We start from the raw sequence: 15,639 nt of genomic DNA on the forward strand, positions 1-15,639 counted from the left end.
AAGATTAGGTCTATGAGGTTTAAAATTAGTTTTTGTCAGATTTTTTTTTTTCTAACATTTTTAATCTTCTATCAAGCGTAAACAGATAGATCAATAAACCTACCAGAATGATCACAACGCAGATCACTACGATATATATTTTCCCATTGCTACGCAATGCATCGGCCATTTCAATATCGTTATTTTGGGCAAACAGGTTTAATGAAGTAATTAACATCATTAAGGTAAAGGCAAACTTCTTCATAATTATTGTTGTTTATAAACTAATGAACTAATTCTGAAACGGATGGTATATACCCAATAACCGATCAGGATCCATCCCAAACAGGCTGGGTAAAAAACCATACGCATCCTACTGTCCAGATCATACATGTTAAAACCTGGATTACCGCCATTACCCGGGTGTAACGAATCTTTTAAACGCGGCAGTACAAAGATGAGTACAATCATCATCGGGAAGGCAAAAATGTTGTAGATAGCCGAAATCTTGGCTCTTTTCTGCTCTTCGTCAATCGCATTCCTTAAAACCAAGTAGGCAAAATATAACAAAAGCGAGATGGCTGAAAAGTTCTGCTTAGGATCAAAGCTCCAAAACTCGCCCCAGGCAAACTTGGCCCATACCATACCCGTAAGCAGACCTAGAATACCAAACAATACACCAGCTTTGATACTCTCTACAGCCTTTAGATCATCCACTTCACTTTGTGTAGACAAAGACCTAACACTATAAAAAATAGAATTAGAGAACAGTACGATCATGGCAAACCACATCGGTACATGGAAATAAAGGTTTCTGATCGATTCATGTAAGATGGCCAAACGTGGCACACCTATTAAAAAGCCAGCAATTGTTGAGTAAAGTACCAGAACGGCACCTAAAATTTTCCACCAATTTTTTTTCATTCTATTTATTAGTATTGAGATTTGAGTATCAAGACTTCGTGCCTCATTGTTTAATTGCTCAATTGTTTCGTGGCCAACCGATAACTGGTTAATTGTTTAACCCCTTAACTGTAAATCGCCACATTTATTCATTTTATAGACTACTGTCTTTTATCCTTAATCCCTGCTCCCTAATCACGCCACAAATATGGGAATAATATTAAAGACACCGCCATTACCATTACATTTATCACCACTAAAAGGCCTATATCATCTAAACTTACGCTTCTGTCCAATCCATCTATCGCATTTTTAGCCAGCTTGATCAGCACGATCAAAACCGGAATAATGATCGGAAAACTCAAAATCGCCATCAACATACCGCCGTTACCCGCCTTTGAAGCAATGGCCGAAACCATGGTAAAAACCGTGGCAAAACTTAAACTACCTAGTACGGCGGCTACAAAATACATCAACAGATCCGTTTCCTTTGGCGCCGGAAAAACGATGCAATAGAACAGCAAGGCAATTAATGTTAAACCAATCATCAACAAGCCATTATAAATAGTTTTGGCAATGATCAATGCCGTAGGGCTAACCAAAGTATAGATATATAAATGTCTACCCCTGCTTTCTTGTAAAAAACTTTTGGCAATGGCATTAATGGAAGCAAAAAGCATAATGATCCAGAACAGGGCATTCCATGTCAGTTTCTCTACCGTTACAAAAGAGAGGAAACAGACAAAAACAGTAGAAACCACATAAAGTAAAACACCATTAAGGGCATATTTCGAACGCCACTCTAATAGCACTTCCTTTTTGATCAAATGTTTAACCTGATTTGCAATTTGCATGGCGACAAAGATAATCAAAAGCTTGGTTTAGGCACTTGAATATTAAAAGTTGAAGGTTAAATGACTTTTTAGAAGATAAGATGGCTTGATGGAAGATGTAAAAGGGAAAATGGAAGATAGATGATGGCCAATGATGAAATAGAAAGGAAATCAATTTACAAACCTATTGAACCAATGACAAATGAACTATTGAACTAATGAACCAATGACAAATGAACTAATGACCAATGAACCAATCTCTATACTTTATACTAACTACTTTATACTACCTAACTATTTCGTAATATTGTGTTGTGGAGCCTATCTATTGTAGCATTTTAAAAAGCCCTATCGGGGAGCTTGTCATTTTAGCTGATGATACGGCAGTATATGAAGTTACTTTTGGCAAAAGAAACACAGAGGAGCTATCCGAGAACGACATTAGCAAAACTGCCAAAGAACAACTGCAGGCTTATTTTGATGGGAAATCAAAAGAGTTTACCTTTAAAATGGCACAAAAAGGCACTGCGTTTCAACAATCGGTTTGGGAAGCATTGTGTACCATTGGTTATGGCGATACCTTGTCCTACCTTAAATTTTCTGAGCAGCTGAACAATCCTTTGGCCATTAGGGCAATTGCAGCAGCCAACGGAAAAAATAACCTGGCTATTGTGGTACCCTGCCATAGGGTAATTGGCAGCGATGGCAAATTGGTAGGTTATGCGGGCGAGCTATGGCGCAAGCAATGGTTATTGGAACATGAAAAAGAGATCAGCGGCAAAGGACAAATGACTTTAAAGTTTTAAAAAATGAACCCATATTTAGATATCGCCCTGCGTAGTTTGGCCGTTTATGCCTTTATGTTGGTTGCCATTCGCCTAACTGGCAAAAAGGAACTTTCGCAATTGAATACCATCGATGTGGTGTTGATCTTATTGATCAGTAATGCAGTACAAAACGCCATGGTAGGCAACAACACCAGTTTATTGGGCGGTTTGGCTGCCGCTGCCGTGCTTTTTATCCTCAATTTTCTTTTAAAGAAGATAACCTTTAAGAACAAGAAACTAAGAGAACTGATCTTCGAACATCCAGAGATCTTCATCCATGATGGCAAATTGAATTTCGAAAAATTGAGCCATTTGGGAATTACAGATGAGGAACTGAAGGAAGCCATGCGCGAACATGGTGTTGAATATTATAAGGATGTAAAACTGGCCATTTTTGAGGTTGATGGCAACATCAGCATCATTACCGGAACCAAAGAACTTAAGCACACCAGTTTTAAACGCAAAAAAGTACACAAAACCTTAGGGCTAAACATGTAAGGCAGCAAAACCGTTCTTGGTTTTAATTCGTAAATACTTTAAAAAGTAGTTTATGAGAGCCTTAACCGTACTTTTATTGGTCTGCCTAAGCAGTTTTTCTGCAGAAAAAAACACACCAGTTGCCAAAATAGAATTAAAAAAATATGCTGGCACTTGGTATTCCCTTTACTCTATCCCTACCATATTTGATAAAGGAAGCAGGGAAACCACCACTAGATATACACTCAATAGCGAAGGCTATTATGATGTGTTGACCACCTATAAAAAACCAGGTGACGAATCCGTTTATTCGAGAAAATCGAAGATGTTCCCTTCAGAAAAAGGACAAAACGGAGAACTGAAAGCCCAATTTATCTGGCCCATTAAAGTAGATTATTGGATCATTGAACTAGCCAACGACTATTCTTATGTCGTAGTAGGCCACCCTGAGCACAAATTTTTGTTTATCATGAGCCGCAGCCAAAAAATGCCCAAAAACACGTATGATGAGATTGTAGCGAGATGTAAAGCAAAAGGTTATGAAGTAAGTAAGCTTACCTCACAACAACATTAATTTGCGTTTAAGTTCTCCCCTTTTCTAACACTGGTTACCAACAAGATCACAGCTACCAACAACACGATCCAACCCCATTGATAGTGGATCGTTTTTGCCAATACTTTATCAAAAAATTTGGAGTTGAAATAATGGTTTGTTTTAAAATATACTGCCGCAGCCATTAATAAGGCCCAAGCAAACAGCACAAAAGACAACAACCTAAAAGCCCTTAACTGCCTAACAAACAAACACAATGAAGTTAATGCGATCAAAGCCAGGGTAATAAAGAACAACCTACTGTCCGTTTGGTATAAATTCCAATTTCCCTTAAATGGCACCTTGATAATCGGCGAGATGGTGATGCCTATGATGGCTAACAAAAGACCGATATAAGCGTTTACTTTTTTGATGATCAACATATGGATGGAGTTGAAAGTTAAAAGTTTAAAAATTGTTAACGGAAAGCGGTCAGCTGCCAACCGAAAACTGTTAACTGATCTATTTCCTTGGGTCGATACCCATTTTATCTGCAAAATGTGCACAATAATCGCGAAGGTCTTCCACGATATTCTCTTCACCTGTGGCTTTTAAGAAACTATCGCCCATGGTCTGTAAGGTTTCATAAAAAAAACGTTTCATCTCATCTACAGGCATATCTTTTGTCCAAAGGTCAATGCGCATAGAGTTTTTATAATTGTGGTCCCATAAGGCCAAAATCATCGATTTTACAGGCACCTGATCTTGCGTTTCAGCATCTGTACTTTCCCAGAGGATGTTCTCTGGCATGTTCTGGTTATCTAATTCTACAGTTATCTTTATTTCTGCTTTTCTCATGTTAAGGATAATTTCACCGATTTAACGATATCACCTGTGGGTGCGATCCAATCAATTCACTAAGTTATTTTTTCGGTTGCAAATATGCTGATTTTACGAGGCATATTTCAACCTGCTTCGTTTTACTTTTGTAATATTAAAAAAAGGATGATGGTGAGGATAATAAATACCATTTCTACCAGCCAAATGCGTTTCAGTTCCTTTAAGGTAAACCTAAAGATCAAATCGCTAATAATGGTAACCACGATCAATGCTGCAAAGATCAATTGATAAAATGTTCCCATCTGCACATGCCCAACACTGGTAGTTTTTGGCTGAAAAAAACTGACCGCTAAAAAGGCAATGCCCAAGGCTGTTACAATGTTTAAAGGTGTTAATCGCAGTTTCATTTGTTATAAATTAATTATGACTATTGGAGGTACCCCATCAGTTGCAATGTAATAACACAAAAAAAGAAAAAAATTAAGGCTACAATGGTCAAGAGTATTTCTTCAGCGATACTCGCTTTTTTTAAGTCTTTAAAAAAAATCTGATAAGCAAACGAATACTGAATAGCCCAAAAGCGAGAACAAAACAAATTAAAGCAAATAATGGATTTAAATTAAGTCTATCTGTTCGCAATGCACCGATTGTAAAGAAAGTTGCCCCAGCTAAAAGCAGCGCGATAAACACATTAAAAACAGTAAATTTAACTTGTTTAAACATATAGTTTACTTCTTTTTATCAAATCGTTTTTTCTTTTTAAATACCTTTTGTTTGTGTGCATTTGCACGTGCTTTGTCACGCTCCCTTTCTTCGATCTGTTTAGCATTTTTCTTTTCGTGGAAAGCACCTTTAAAATCGGGATTTTCCTTACGTTTCTGGTTATCGATCTCTCTGGCAATATGTTGGCGTTCATCGTAAGGTGTTTCTTCTATGAAAACCTCTTCTGGTATAGGCAGCACTGGAATATATTGGCGGATCAGTTTTTCGATCTTACGGATATAATACTTCTCGGCCTCCGTGCAAAAGGTAATGGCATCGCCAGTGGCAAAAGCCCTACCCGTACGGCCAATCCTGTGTACATAATCTTCAATAATAATAGGTACATCAAAATTGATCACATGGCTTACATCGGTTACATCAATTCCTCTAGAGGCCACATCCGTTGCTACCAAAACCCTGATATTTCCTTCTTTAAAGCTGTTGATCGAGTTGATACGGGTATTCTGACCTTTATTGGCATGGATCACACGAACTGATTCTTCGCCAAACCTACGCACAATAAAACTAGTGATGTTATCAGCAACCGTTTTGGTCTTACAGAAGATGATCAGCCTATTAAATGCTTCATCGTCTTTAAGTAAGTGCTGCAATAAGTTGATTTTTGTTTTAAAGTTGGGCACTTCGTACAGCGCCTGTGTTACCGTTTGCGCAGGTGTAGCCTGTTCTGATGCCTCTATAATGGTAGGGTGTTTCAAGAAATCACCGGCAATTTTTTGTACCAAATCGCTCATGGTAGCCGAAAAAAGCAGGTTCTGACGTTTGCGGGGCACAACTTCTAAAATACGGTGGATAGACCCGATAAAACCCATGTCCATCATTTTATCAGCTTCATCCAACACCAAAAACTGTAGGTATTTGGTGTTGATGTCTCCTGATAGATAAATATCTAAAAAACGACCTGGTGTGGCGATGATGATGTCTACGCCGGCCTTGAGCTGTTCTTTTTGTGCTTTTGGACCTATGCCTCCAAAAATAACGACAGAGCGCAGATCCGTATAAGCAGAGAAGATCTTTACCTGTTCGGCGATCTGCATGGCCAATTCTCTGGTGGGTGCCAAGATCAAAGCCCTTGCGGCATCGCCTTGCGCATACTTTAGCTTCATGAGCATGGGCAGCACATAAGCAGCTGTTTTTCCGGTTCCGGTTTCTGCAATGCCACAAATATCCTGACCAGATAAAACTGGTGCAATTACTTTTTCCTGAATAGGTGTTGCAACTGTATAACCCGCATCGGCAACTGCGTTTAGGATCTGCCTATTTAAATTAAATTCTTCGAACGATTTTGCCATAGCGCACAAAGATACGGAATAAGGTTGAGGGTTTGAAAGCATAAGGATAAAGCTTTAACATACACCATAGGTTCGTATCACCACGAACCTATGACAAGAAATATCTCGTTACTTAGACCATACTTCTTGCAACTTAGACTATACTTCTCGCTACTCAGACCATATTTCTCGCTACTCAGACCATACTTCTTGCTACTTAGACCATACTTCTTGCTACTTAGACTATACTTCTTGCTACTTAGACTATATTTCTCGCTACTTAGACTATACTTCTTGCAACTTAGACTATACTTCTTGCAACTTAGACTATACTTCTTGCAACTTAGACTATATTTCTCGCTACTTAGACTATACTTCTTGCAACTTAGATCATACTTCTTCCACTCTGCAACTATTTTTTCATTTCACCTTGGTTCGTGTCCCACGAACCAAGTATAACCCACAAATCATCAACATCCTTCATTCTTTCTACTTTCTATTCAGTTTTTTCTACTAAAACACTAACTTTATGGCCATGAATACTTATCTGATCAAAGGCGCTACTTTAGTGAATGAGGGCAAACAGTTTATAGCTGATGTTTTGGTGAAAAATGGAAGGATTGAGCAAATTGGCGAAGGTTTATCAGCTCCAACGGCACAAGAATCAATGCCGAAGGACTTTACCTTTTACCAGGCATGATAGACGACCAAGTCCATTTTAGAGAGCCTGGCCTAACCCATAAAGCAGATATCTTTACAGAAAGTATGGCAGCCGTTGCAGGTGGCATTACCTCTTTTATGGAAATGCCCAACACCGTACCCAACACTTTAACCCAAGCGTTATTGGCCGATAAATACGCCATTGCCGCAGAAACCTCGCTGGCCAATTATTCATTTTATATGGGTGCCAGTAACGACAACATAGAAGAAGTTTTAAAAACCAATGCAAAGGATGTTTGCGGCATTAAGGTGTTTATGGGTTCTTCAACTGGAAACATGTTGGTAGACAATGAAAAAACTTTAGAGAACATCTTTAGCAAAGCACCGATCTTAGTGGCTACCCACTGTGAAGATGAACAAACGATCAGAGAGAATTTGGCCACTTTTAAAGCCAAATATGGTGAAGACCTGACCATAGAGATGCACCCTTTGATTCGTAGTGCTGAAGCTTGTTATAAATCTTCATCCTTGGCAGTCGAATTGGCTAAGCGTTACCAAACACGTCTACACATCCTCCATATTTCTACGGCTAAAGAAATTACCTTGTTCGACAACAGCATACCTTTGGCGCAGAAAAGAATTACTGCCGAAGCCTGTGTGCATCACCTTTGGTTCAATGATACAGATTATGCCAAAAAAGGGAATTTCATTAAATGGAACCCAGCCGTAAAAACAGCGGCAGACCAGGCTGGTATTTTAAATGGTGTTTTAAATGACAATATCGATGTAATTGCCACCGACCATGCTCCGCATACTTTGGCAGAGAAACAACAACCTTATGCCTCAGCTCCATCTGGTGGTCCATTGGTACAACATGCCTTACCTGCTTTGTTAGAAATGCACCTACAAGGCAAAATATCTTTAGAAAAGATTGTAGAAAAAACCGCACATAATGTGGCTATCTGTTTCGACATTGAGCAGCGTGGCTTTATCCGTGAAGGTTATTGGGCGGATCTGGTTCTGGTTAATTTAAATGATCCTTTTAAAGTAACCCCTATCAACGTCTTCTATAAATGTGGCTGGTCTCCTTTTGATGGGGATACTTTCCAAGCCAGCATTACACATACATTTGTTTCGGGCAACCTAGCTTATCAAAATGGAAGGTTTGTTACTAGAGAACTTGGAAAAAGATTGAGTTTTACCAGATAAGTTTCTTTTATTATTTGAAATCAGGCAAACATACCCAACAAATCGATTAAGTTTGTTGCAACAGATTATGCAAGCAACACCACTCCGTAAGCTTCTCGTACAAACATCCATCATATTTGGAATCACTATTTTATTGTTCATTTTTGAATTGTATCCAAACTTGGTACTTAGCTATTATTCCAATGGCTTCTACCCTATTGTTACCACAGTTTTAAGATGGATTTCTTCTATTTTTCCTTTTGCATTGGGCGATATTTTATATGTGATACTGATTTTATTTTCATTGAGGAAGTTGGTGCTGTTATTCAAAAAAAGAAAATCGTTGACCAAAGCCGATAGATGGGCTGTTCCATTAAAGTTTTTTAACATTATCCTTATCCTATCCATCAGTTTTAAATTGCTTTGGGGCTTAAACTATTCCAGACCCAGCATTACCCAGCAATTAAACATCAGTAACCAAAAGTATAGCGTTAAAGAATTGGTGCTATTGGGCGATTATTTTATTGGAAAGTTAAATGCACTTCAAGCTCAAACTACACCTCAGCTGAGTTATACCATTAAAGCGCTTAGCGCCCAGGCAGTGATCGACTATCAGCGGATGGCAGCAAAAAATCCATTCTTTACTTACAATGCCCCATCGGTAAAGCCTGTGTTAAATGGTTGGGCCATCAGTAAGATCGGTATTGAGGGTTATTACAATCCCTTAAGTGGCGAGGCCAACCTGAACATGAAAATGCCAGCATGGGTATTGCCTTTTGTAACCTGCCATGAAATTTCGCACCAATTGGGTGTGGCCAGAGAAGACGAAGCCAATTTGGTAGCTTATCTGGTAGGCATCAATAGCAAAAACCCAGATTTCCTCTATTCAGTTAACTATAACATGTTGCGGTACATCTTGCTAGAGGTGAGGGTAAAATCGCCAGAAGATTATACGATCATGCTCAATAAGATTGACCCTAAAGTGCTGGCCAATTTCAAAGCAGAAAACGAGTTCTGGGCAAAATACAACGGAGAAATGTCTGCCTACATGGGTTTTGCCTTTGATAAATTCCTTAAGCTGAACAAGCAAAAAAGTGGCATCAACAGCTACCAGAACATTGTAATCTGGCTATGGAACCTGCATAAGAATGAATTGGTTCATTAGTTCATCGGTTCAATTGTAAATTAGCTAAACGCAAATGAACTAATGACAAATGAACTATCACCATTCCCTATTTGGGCTAGATAAATGAACTAATGACGAGTGAACTATCACCATTCCCCGTCTGGGTTACACAAATGAACTAATGACCAATGAACTATCATCATTCCCTATTTGAGCTACACAAATGAACTAATGACGAATGAACCAATGAACTACTACCTACCCATGTATCGCTTCTTTCTTTCCAAAAGTCTGGATCAATTCACCTTCAAAAGCTAACCATTCTTTCCAGCGTTTATCTACATCAACATCAATGGTATATTTACGGGCGAAGTTTAAAAAAGTAGTATAATGTCCGGCTTCAGAAACCATCAGTTCGTGATAGAATTTTGCCAAAGCAGCATCTTTGATATTTAACGAAAGTACGCGAAAACGTTCACAACTTCGGGCCTCGATCATTGCTGCAAACAATAACCTTTCAATAAATGCCGTATTTCGGCTCCCGTCTTTTTTGCAGAACTTCATCAACTGTCCTACGTAATCATCCTTCCGGCCACGACCTAAAGTATAGCCACGCTCTCTAATGATATCAACCACTTGTTGAAAATGCTGCATCTCCTCTAATGCAATCACCGTGAGCTCTTGCACCAGCTCGATATGCTCACAATTGTCGGCAATAAGGTTGATGGCATTGGTAGCTGCTTTTTGTTCGCACCAGGCATGGTCGGTTAAAATCTCTTCTAAATTAGATTCGGCAATATCTGCCCAACGTGGGTCTGTTAATAATTTTAGTCCTAACATAAGCCCAAAATTAAGAAATTAGTATGGAAGTTGATTTGGAAGAACATAAATAACCAGAGTTTGTTTATTGCCCTTGGTTCGTGTCGACACGAACCAAGATTTGAGTAGATATGAACTAAAGGCTAAGATTTCCATTTTACATCTTCCATTTTACCTTTTTCAACTACTTTTTACATCTTTTGGACTTTAACCTTATAACATTATTGTAAATTTGCCCTGTTATGGCAAAAATCTCCATCAACCTGGCTACAGGTTCATTACAACAAGAAGAAATTATAGTTGGTATAGATCTAGGCACTACCAATAGTTTGGTTGCTTTTATCAATCCTGATAAAAACCCACAAGTGATCAACGATACTGGCAAAGGGCTTTTGGTACCATCTGTAGTGCATTTTAATGAACATGGCGATGCTGAGGTTGGCAACGAGGCCAAAGCCTATTTAACTACCGACCCTGCAAACACGATTTTTTCTGTAAAGCGTTTATTGGGCCGTTCTTATAAAGATGTAGCCAGTCATCAAGATATTTTCAGCTACAAAGTGATTGATGATGATACCGATGCTTTGGTAAAGATCAAAGCCGGAAATAGATTTTATACACCTATTGAGCTTTCGGCAGAGATCCTAAAAGAACTAAAGGCCAGAGCCGAACATGCACTGAAAACACCTGTAAACAGAGCAGTAATTACGGTTCCTGCCTATTTTAATGATAGTCAGAGACAAGCTACCCGCGATGCTGGTAAACTGGCAGGATTGGATGTACTGCGTATTGTGAATGAGCCAACGGCTGCCAGCTTGGCCTATGGTTTAGGTTTAGACCCTACACAACAAAAAACAATAGCCGTTTATGATCTTGGTGGTGGTACTTTTGATGTATCGATCTTACAAATCCAAAATGGGATCTTCGAAGTGCTTTCTACCAATGGCAATACATTTTTAGGTGGCGATGATTTTGATAGGGCCATTTTAAACTATTGGATAGAAAAAAACAAACTCGACATTGCCAAAGTAGCACAAGACAATATCTTGATGCAAACTTTGCGTTTACAAGCAGAAGCTGCTAAAAAAGCATTATCTACCCAAAATCTATATAACGAACAGGTAGGTGATATCTGGTGTACTTTAGACAAACAGACTTTTGAGCAATTGATTGCTGATAAAGTTGCCGAAACCTTAACCTGTTGTAAACAGGCATTAACTGATGCCAATTTGAGCATTGCCGAAATCGATGAGGTAGTTTTAGTGGGTGGATCAACGCGTACACCTTACGTAAAACAAGCAGTAAGTACGTTTTTTAACCGTCAACCACACGATCAGATCAATCCAGATGAAGTTGTTGCTTTGGGTGCCGCCATACAAGCCGATATATTGGCAGGTAACCGTTCTGATATTTTATTGTTGGATGTGACGCCACTTTCTTTAGGTATAGAAACCATGGGCGGCTTAATGGATGTGATCATTGCACGCAACAGCAAAGTACCTACCAAAGCTGGTCGCCAGTATACCACTTCTATTGATGGTCAGGTAAACATGAAGATTTCTGTTTACCAAGGCGAACGCGACCTGGTTAAAGAAAACCGTAAATTGGCAGAGTTTGATCTAAAAGGGATTCCGGCCATGCCTGCAGGTTTGCCAAAGGTAGACATCAACTTTTTGCTGAATGCTGATGGGATTTTAACGGTTCAGGCCATCGAACTGCGTTCTGGTGTAAAGCAAGAAATAGATATTGTACCAAGTTATGGTTTAAGTGATGATACGGTTGAAAAAATGTTGATCGACAGTATTGAAAATGCCAAAAGTGATGTGGAACAGCGCATGTTGATCGAAGCGAAAAGTGAAGGAGAGCAATTGGTTTATACCGCAGAGCGGTTCATCAAAAAAAATGGCAACATCTTAAACGAGCAAGAACTTACTTTAACCATTGTGATCATTGCCGAACTTAAGGATGCCTTAGACAGTGGTGACAAGGACCGTATCCTTAAAAAAGCTGATGAACTGAACGAGTTTACACGTCCCTTTGCAGAACGCTTAATGGACATGGCTGTTGGCCAGGCCATGAAAGGCAAAAGCATAGACAAACCTTAATATTTATTCTTTCTACCAAATAGGCGCCTACAAAACATAGATAGACCAAAGACTATGTGAATTATATTTCTATGTGTTGAATTAATAACCCACCTATCTTTTTGACCACATAGGCACAGAGAAAACATAGATAGGCCAAAGACTATGTGACCTATGTTTCTATGTGTTGAATTAATAACCAACCTATCTTTTGACCACATAGGCACAGAGAAAACATAGATAGACCAAAGACTATGTGACCTATATTTCTATGTGTTGAATTAATAACCCACCTATCTTTTGACCACATAGGCACAGAAAAAACATAGATAGACCAAAAACTATGTGACCTATGTTCCTATGTGTTAAATTAATAATCCACCTATCTTTTTGACCACATAGGCACAGAGAAAACATAGATAGACCAAAGACTATGTGACATATATTTCTATGTGTTGAATTAATAACCCACCTATCTTTTGACCACATAGGCACAGAAAAAACATAGATAGACCAAAAACTATGTGACCTATGTTCCTATGTGTTAAATTAATAATCCACCTATCTTTTTGACCACATAGGCACAGAAAAAACATAGATAGACCAAAGACTATGTGACCTATGTTTCTATGTGTTGAATTAGTAACCCACCTATCTTTTGACCACATAGACACAGAAAAAACATAGATAGGCCAAAGACTATGTGACCTATGTTTCTATGTGGTTGAAGGAATTAATAACCCGCCTACCTTTTGACCACATCCGCACAGAGAAAACATAGGACAAATAAATCATCCTATGTTTTCAAGTATCAATAACTATTGTTCGTAAACTGATAAGGAAGCACCAGCTACGGGTTGTGCACCGCTGGCACCCAGTTGGCTAAAAGAGAAACTGGCACCCATATCTGTGTTGGTTTCCACCACACAATAATAAGTGCTGGTTACCCATGAGCAACCACTCAAATCCGCATCATCAACTTTAATATAATGTACACCCGTATTGATGTATTTATATTCAGCTCTTGGTTTGCTTAATTTAAAAGCACTCTGGGTAAACATAATTGCTACACCAAGTACCAAGGTTAAAATCATTAAATTGTTTCTCTTTAGTGTTTTCATGTAATTGATTGCTATTTTACGATTGAAAAAGCAAACGAAAAAGGATAGGTGAATAAAATAAGGTTGATTGGATTGCCGTAACTGAGGTATACAACATCACCAGTTAAGAGCAGACATTCCAGTCTTTCAATTAACTATTTGTTTTAGGTTATCCTAAATTAACAGATTAAAAAATATAAATCCTGTTCATTTTATCAATTAAAATGGAGGGTAATATTTTTTAACTGAACAAAAAAAACGAAAAAGCAAAGCTTAACTAATTTCTTTTTAATCGCTATTTTAGTATTCAGATCAAAGTATAATGAAAATAATTAGCTTCTCAGTTTTCACGTTTCTTTCAGCAGTTCTATTTTGTGGTTGCAGACAGAATCAGCAAACAACCGAAACCAAAACCTACCCTACCGTAAGTTATCTCGATATCAAATTGGATTCAGCTGGCAGGCTACCCTCCAATCCTTATGTTTTAACCTTTAAAAATGAAAAGAAGGAAATCATCTTCTGCGGCGTAAATCACCTCACTGATGATAGCGACATTACCAATCCTATGTTTGCTGGTATTGAACAACAATTTTTTGCCTTTAAACCCGAAGTCTGTGTAAATGAAGGTGGTGATCTTTCTAAAAAAATATACACTTCTAGAAAAGAAGCACTATTACAAGATGGAGAAATTGGCTTGGTTAAAACCCTGGCCGATAGCCTTAAAATCAAAACTGTGAATGGCGATATTCAAGATAGCTTAGAATTTAAGTCGCTCTTAACACATTATACCAAAGGTGAGTTTTTAGCCTATATTGTAACCGAACGTTTAATGTGGGGATTAAAGGGTGCACATGTTAGTGATAGTATTTCTGTAGCAGAAAAGTATGATGGTTTTATCAAAAACTACATTATGAAAAAAGGCGCTGTTCAATTGAACAAGGAAGAGCAATCCTTAGCTTTTTTTAAGAAAAATTACGAACAACTACTGAATAGGCCTTTTAGTCTGGAAACATTGGCCCCAACTAATCCATTTGATCCTAAAGGAAAGTTCCAGCAGATTGGTCGAAAGTCGAAAGAATGAGGGACCAATATCTGCTACAAACCATAGATCGTTTATTGGATAAACAAGATAAAGTATTTGTTGTATTTGGTGGTTGGCACCTTTTAACCTGCGAACCTGGCCTAAAAGCCATCATTGAAAGAAAAAGATAACATCAATTGTCTGTTGTTTTCGTCAGTAAATGATAAAAAGAATAGATATAACAACCTACACAAATAGCGAACACACTTTCTAGCAAAGCGAAGACAATCAATAAAATTGATAAAGCCATGGCAAGGTTAGGGAAATCGAGTAGATATACAGCACTGATCAACAGACAGAAAACGAAACCCATGGTAGCAGCAAATTTTTTAGGGGCCAAGTCTTTCATTTTTTGAGGAAGGGAAAACAACTTAGAAAGCTGATGGGCTATCATCCTTAAGCTGCTCCATTGACCAGAAGTAAATGCCCTTGTTCCGAAATCTATAGCCAGAAAAACCATCGCCCAATAATTACCAGATAAGATACAAGAAACGGTAATTAATGCAGCCATCATCGCGATCACTCTCACTACATTTTCATTCACTCTTTCGGCAGAAATTGGGCAGGTAATATCCATTTGATCAATATTTTGCTTTAAAGATATTAGTTGTGCCTTAGGGAATAAAGATATTTTGTGATTATGACATTAGGAATAGGATGTAATCTATATGTTTAAACAATTAATATTCGAAGTATTGTATTATATTTAGCTGATAAACCATTATAAGCATACTGTTCACAGACAGTAATATACAATGTTTACAATGGCTTCTTCAACTTAAACACAAACGACATATTAATGAAAAAAGTAGCGTTCTTCTCTCTTCTTATTCCTGCTTTAGTTATCGCCCTGATCTTATATATAGGCAAGGCTAATTATCTGGATTCTGGTGTAGATGTCAACTTGTTTGACACCTCGATCCAACTCACTTATTGGATGTTGGCCATCCCCTATTTACTGATCTCGTTTTTCCTGTTTAGCTTATTGTCGGCCATTGCCACCAAATTCAGGGTAAGTGCTTTTAACGGTCTTTTATTTATCAGTTCTTTAGGCATTGTACTGATCAGCATCCAACTGTTGATCATATTTTTATAACAACTGCTGTATTAAACCAAAAAAGCCTCTTGAAAATTATCCA

The 15,639-nt window shown here is 38.1% G+C and carries 18 protein-coding genes and 1 pseudogene; 9 read left to right on the forward strand and 10 right to left on the reverse strand.

Going from position 1 to position 15,639, the window contains the following annotated elements:
- Nucleotides 1–25: 25 nt before the first annotated feature.
- The 3 genes from ACFJIZ_RS09895 to ACFJIZ_RS09905 form a co-directional block, all read right to left on the reverse strand.
- Nucleotides 26–244 carry a CcmD family protein gene (locus tag ACFJIZ_RS09895; RefSeq protein WP_379093002.1) on the reverse strand — a complete coding sequence of 73 codons (219 nt, stop codon included), beginning with the start codon at nucleotides 242–244 and terminating at the stop codon, nucleotides 26–28.
- Between the two features lie 2 nt (nucleotides 245–246).
- Nucleotides 247–903 carry a cytochrome c biogenesis protein CcsA gene (ccsA, locus tag ACFJIZ_RS09900; protein WP_379093005.1) on the reverse strand — a complete coding sequence of 219 codons (657 nt, stop codon included), beginning with the start codon at nucleotides 901–903 and terminating at the stop codon, nucleotides 247–249.
- 170 nt (nucleotides 904–1,073) lie between these two features.
- On the reverse strand, nucleotides 1,074–1,736 hold the full coding sequence (locus ACFJIZ_RS09905) for a heme exporter protein CcmB (protein WP_379093008.1): 663 nt from the start codon (nucleotides 1,734–1,736) through the stop codon (nucleotides 1,074–1,076).
- A gap of 293 nt (nucleotides 1,737–2,029) precedes the next feature.
- Between ACFJIZ_RS09905 and ACFJIZ_RS09910 the strand changes: the two genes are divergently transcribed.
- The 3 genes from ACFJIZ_RS09910 to ACFJIZ_RS09920 are packed head-to-tail and all read left to right on the forward strand — an operon-like array spanning nucleotide 2,030 to nucleotide 3,593.
- On the forward strand, nucleotides 2,030–2,521 hold the full coding sequence (locus ACFJIZ_RS09910) for a methylated-DNA--[protein]-cysteine S-methyltransferase (RefSeq protein WP_379093011.1): 492 nt from the start codon (nucleotides 2,030–2,032) through the stop codon (nucleotides 2,519–2,521).
- A gap of 3 nt (nucleotides 2,522–2,524) precedes the next feature.
- Complete coding sequence (locus ACFJIZ_RS09915; RefSeq protein WP_379093014.1) at nucleotides 2,525–3,040, forward strand: DUF421 domain-containing protein; 516 nt, start codon at nucleotides 2,525–2,527, stop codon at nucleotides 3,038–3,040.
- Between the two features lie 52 nt (nucleotides 3,041–3,092).
- Complete coding sequence (locus tag ACFJIZ_RS09920) at nucleotides 3,093–3,593, forward strand: lipocalin family protein (RefSeq protein WP_379093017.1); 501 nt, start codon at nucleotides 3,093–3,095, stop codon at nucleotides 3,591–3,593.
- Here the strand turns inward: ACFJIZ_RS09920 and ACFJIZ_RS09925 are convergent.
- The 4 genes from ACFJIZ_RS09925 to ACFJIZ_RS09940 all read right to left on the reverse strand — a co-directional run bounded on the left by ACFJIZ_RS09925 (nucleotide 3,590) and on the right by ACFJIZ_RS09940 (nucleotide 6,463).
- Nucleotides 3,590–3,994 (reverse strand): hypothetical protein, encoded by a 405-nt coding sequence (locus ACFJIZ_RS09925; protein ID WP_379093020.1) that lies wholly within the window; start codon nucleotides 3,992–3,994, stop codon nucleotides 3,590–3,592. The genes ACFJIZ_RS09920 and ACFJIZ_RS09925 overlap by 4 nt on opposite strands.
- 79 nt (nucleotides 3,995–4,073) lie before the next feature.
- A complete protein-coding gene (gene gldC / locus ACFJIZ_RS09930; RefSeq protein ID WP_055130145.1) occupies nucleotides 4,074–4,409 on the reverse strand; it encodes a gliding motility protein GldC in 336 nt (111 codons plus the stop codon).
- A gap of 122 nt (nucleotides 4,410–4,531) precedes the next feature.
- Nucleotides 4,532–4,798, reverse strand: a complete 267-nt coding sequence (locus tag ACFJIZ_RS09935; protein ID WP_379093024.1) for a hypothetical protein — start codon at nucleotides 4,796–4,798, stop codon at nucleotides 4,532–4,534.
- A gap of 321 nt (nucleotides 4,799–5,119) precedes the next feature.
- Nucleotides 5,120–6,463: a DEAD/DEAH box helicase gene (locus tag ACFJIZ_RS09940; RefSeq protein ID WP_379093027.1), complete on the reverse strand. Its 1,344-nt coding sequence runs from the start codon at nucleotides 6,461–6,463 to the stop codon at nucleotides 5,120–5,122.
- A 514-nt stretch (nucleotides 6,464–6,977) separates the two neighbouring features.
- Here ACFJIZ_RS09940 and ACFJIZ_RS09945 point away from each other — a divergent pair.
- Nucleotides 6,978–8,311: pseudogene (locus ACFJIZ_RS09945) on the forward strand (dihydroorotase).
- A 52-nt stretch (nucleotides 8,312–8,363) separates the two neighbouring features.
- The gene (locus ACFJIZ_RS09950; RefSeq protein ID WP_379093030.1) at nucleotides 8,364–9,455 is read left to right on the forward strand and encodes a DUF3810 domain-containing protein; all 1,092 of its coding nucleotides are present in this window, start codon (nucleotides 8,364–8,366) and stop codon (nucleotides 9,453–9,455) included.
- 219 nt (nucleotides 9,456–9,674) lie between these two features.
- On the opposite strand, the gene ACFJIZ_RS09955 is transcribed toward ACFJIZ_RS09950, so the two are convergent.
- A complete protein-coding gene (locus ACFJIZ_RS09955; RefSeq protein ID WP_379093033.1) occupies nucleotides 9,675–10,256 on the reverse strand; it encodes a tRNA-(ms[2]io[6]A)-hydroxylase in 582 nt (193 codons plus the stop codon).
- Between the two features lie 221 nt (nucleotides 10,257–10,477).
- Between ACFJIZ_RS09955 and hscA the strand changes: the two genes are divergently transcribed.
- Nucleotides 10,478–12,340, forward strand: coding sequence for a Fe-S protein assembly chaperone HscA (gene hscA / locus ACFJIZ_RS09960; RefSeq protein WP_379093036.1), 1,863 nt, complete (start codon nucleotides 10,478–10,480; stop codon nucleotides 12,338–12,340).
- A 797-nt stretch (nucleotides 12,341–13,137) separates the two neighbouring features.
- Here hscA and ACFJIZ_RS09965 read toward each other — a convergent pair.
- The gene (locus ACFJIZ_RS09965; RefSeq protein ID WP_379093039.1) at nucleotides 13,138–13,440 is read right to left on the reverse strand and encodes a hypothetical protein; all 303 of its coding nucleotides are present in this window, start codon (nucleotides 13,438–13,440) and stop codon (nucleotides 13,138–13,140) included.
- 301 nt (nucleotides 13,441–13,741) lie between these two features.
- On the opposite strand from ACFJIZ_RS09965, the gene ACFJIZ_RS09970 reads away from it, so the two are divergent.
- Nucleotides 13,742–14,500 carry a hypothetical protein gene (locus tag ACFJIZ_RS09970; protein ID WP_379093042.1) on the forward strand — a complete coding sequence of 253 codons (759 nt, stop codon included), beginning with the start codon at nucleotides 13,742–13,744 and terminating at the stop codon, nucleotides 14,498–14,500.
- Entirely contained in the window at nucleotides 14,497–14,631 is a 135-nt protein-coding gene (locus tag ACFJIZ_RS09975) for a hypothetical protein (RefSeq protein WP_379093045.1), read from the forward strand. Before ACFJIZ_RS09970 ends, ACFJIZ_RS09975 begins: the two co-directional genes overlap by 4 nt.
- A 2-nt stretch (nucleotides 14,632–14,633) precedes the next feature.
- Here ACFJIZ_RS09975 and ACFJIZ_RS09980 read toward each other — a convergent pair whose 3' ends face one another.
- On the reverse strand, nucleotides 14,634–15,077 hold the full coding sequence (locus tag ACFJIZ_RS09980) for a DUF4395 domain-containing protein (protein WP_379093048.1): 444 nt from the start codon (nucleotides 15,075–15,077) through the stop codon (nucleotides 14,634–14,636).
- 222 nt (nucleotides 15,078–15,299) lie between these two features.
- On the opposite strand from ACFJIZ_RS09980, the gene ACFJIZ_RS09985 reads away from it, so the two are divergent.
- Nucleotides 15,300–15,596: a hypothetical protein gene (locus ACFJIZ_RS09985; RefSeq protein WP_379093051.1), complete on the forward strand. Its 297-nt coding sequence runs from the start codon at nucleotides 15,300–15,302 to the stop codon at nucleotides 15,594–15,596.
- The last annotated feature ends 43 nt before the right edge of the window (nucleotides 15,597–15,639 follow it).

Source organism: Pedobacter sp. UC225_65 (assembly GCF_042698365.1).
GTDB lineage: Bacteria > Bacteroidota > Bacteroidia > Sphingobacteriales > Sphingobacteriaceae > Pedobacter.

What these genes read in the sequence shown, in the direction of transcription:
- ACFJIZ_RS09905 (WP_379093008.1), bottom strand. Translation starts at nt 1,736, where the DNA reads ATGCAAATTGCAAATCAGGTTAAACATTTGATCAAAAAGGAAGTGCTA.
- ACFJIZ_RS09895 (WP_379093002.1), bottom strand. Translation starts at nt 244, where the DNA reads ATGAAGAAGTTTGCCTTTACCTTAATGATGTTAATTACTTCATTAAAC.
- ACFJIZ_RS09975 (WP_379093045.1), top strand. Translation starts at nt 14,497, where the DNA reads ATGAGGGACCAATATCTGCTACAAACCATAGATCGTTTATTGGATAAA.
- ACFJIZ_RS09985 (WP_379093051.1), top strand. Translation starts at nt 15,300, where the DNA reads ATGAAAAAAGTAGCGTTCTTCTCTCTTCTTATTCCTGCTTTAGTTATC.
- hscA (WP_379093036.1), top strand. Translation starts at nt 10,478, where the DNA reads ATGGCAAAAATCTCCATCAACCTGGCTACAGGTTCATTACAACAAGAA.
- ACFJIZ_RS09925 (WP_379093020.1), bottom strand. Translation starts at nt 3,994, where the DNA reads ATGTTGATCATCAAAAAAGTAAACGCTTATATCGGTCTTTTGTTAGCC.
- ACFJIZ_RS09980 (WP_379093048.1), bottom strand. Translation starts at nt 15,077, where the DNA reads ATGGATATTACCTGCCCAATTTCTGCCGAAAGAGTGAATGAAAATGTA.
- ACFJIZ_RS09915 (WP_379093014.1), top strand. Translation starts at nt 2,525, where the DNA reads ATGAACCCATATTTAGATATCGCCCTGCGTAGTTTGGCCGTTTATGCC.
- ACFJIZ_RS09920 (WP_379093017.1), top strand. Translation starts at nt 3,093, where the DNA reads ATGAGAGCCTTAACCGTACTTTTATTGGTCTGCCTAAGCAGTTTTTCT.
- gldC (WP_055130145.1), bottom strand. Translation starts at nt 4,409, where the DNA reads ATGAGAAAAGCAGAAATAAAGATAACTGTAGAATTAGATAACCAGAAC.
- ACFJIZ_RS09940 (WP_379093027.1), bottom strand. Translation starts at nt 6,463, where the DNA reads ATGGCAAAATCGTTCGAAGAATTTAATTTAAATAGGCAGATCCTAAAC.
- ACFJIZ_RS09955 (WP_379093033.1), bottom strand. Translation starts at nt 10,256, where the DNA reads ATGTTAGGACTAAAATTATTAACAGACCCACGTTGGGCAGATATTGCC.
- ACFJIZ_RS09970 (WP_379093042.1), top strand. Translation starts at nt 13,742, where the DNA reads ATGAAAATAATTAGCTTCTCAGTTTTCACGTTTCTTTCAGCAGTTCTA.
- ACFJIZ_RS09965 (WP_379093039.1), bottom strand. Translation starts at nt 13,440, where the DNA reads ATGAAAACACTAAAGAGAAACAATTTAATGATTTTAACCTTGGTACTT.
- ccsA (WP_379093005.1), bottom strand. Translation starts at nt 903, where the DNA reads ATGAAAAAAAATTGGTGGAAAATTTTAGGTGCCGTTCTGGTACTTTAC.
- ACFJIZ_RS09935 (WP_379093024.1), bottom strand. Translation starts at nt 4,798, where the DNA reads ATGAAACTGCGATTAACACCTTTAAACATTGTAACAGCCTTGGGCATT.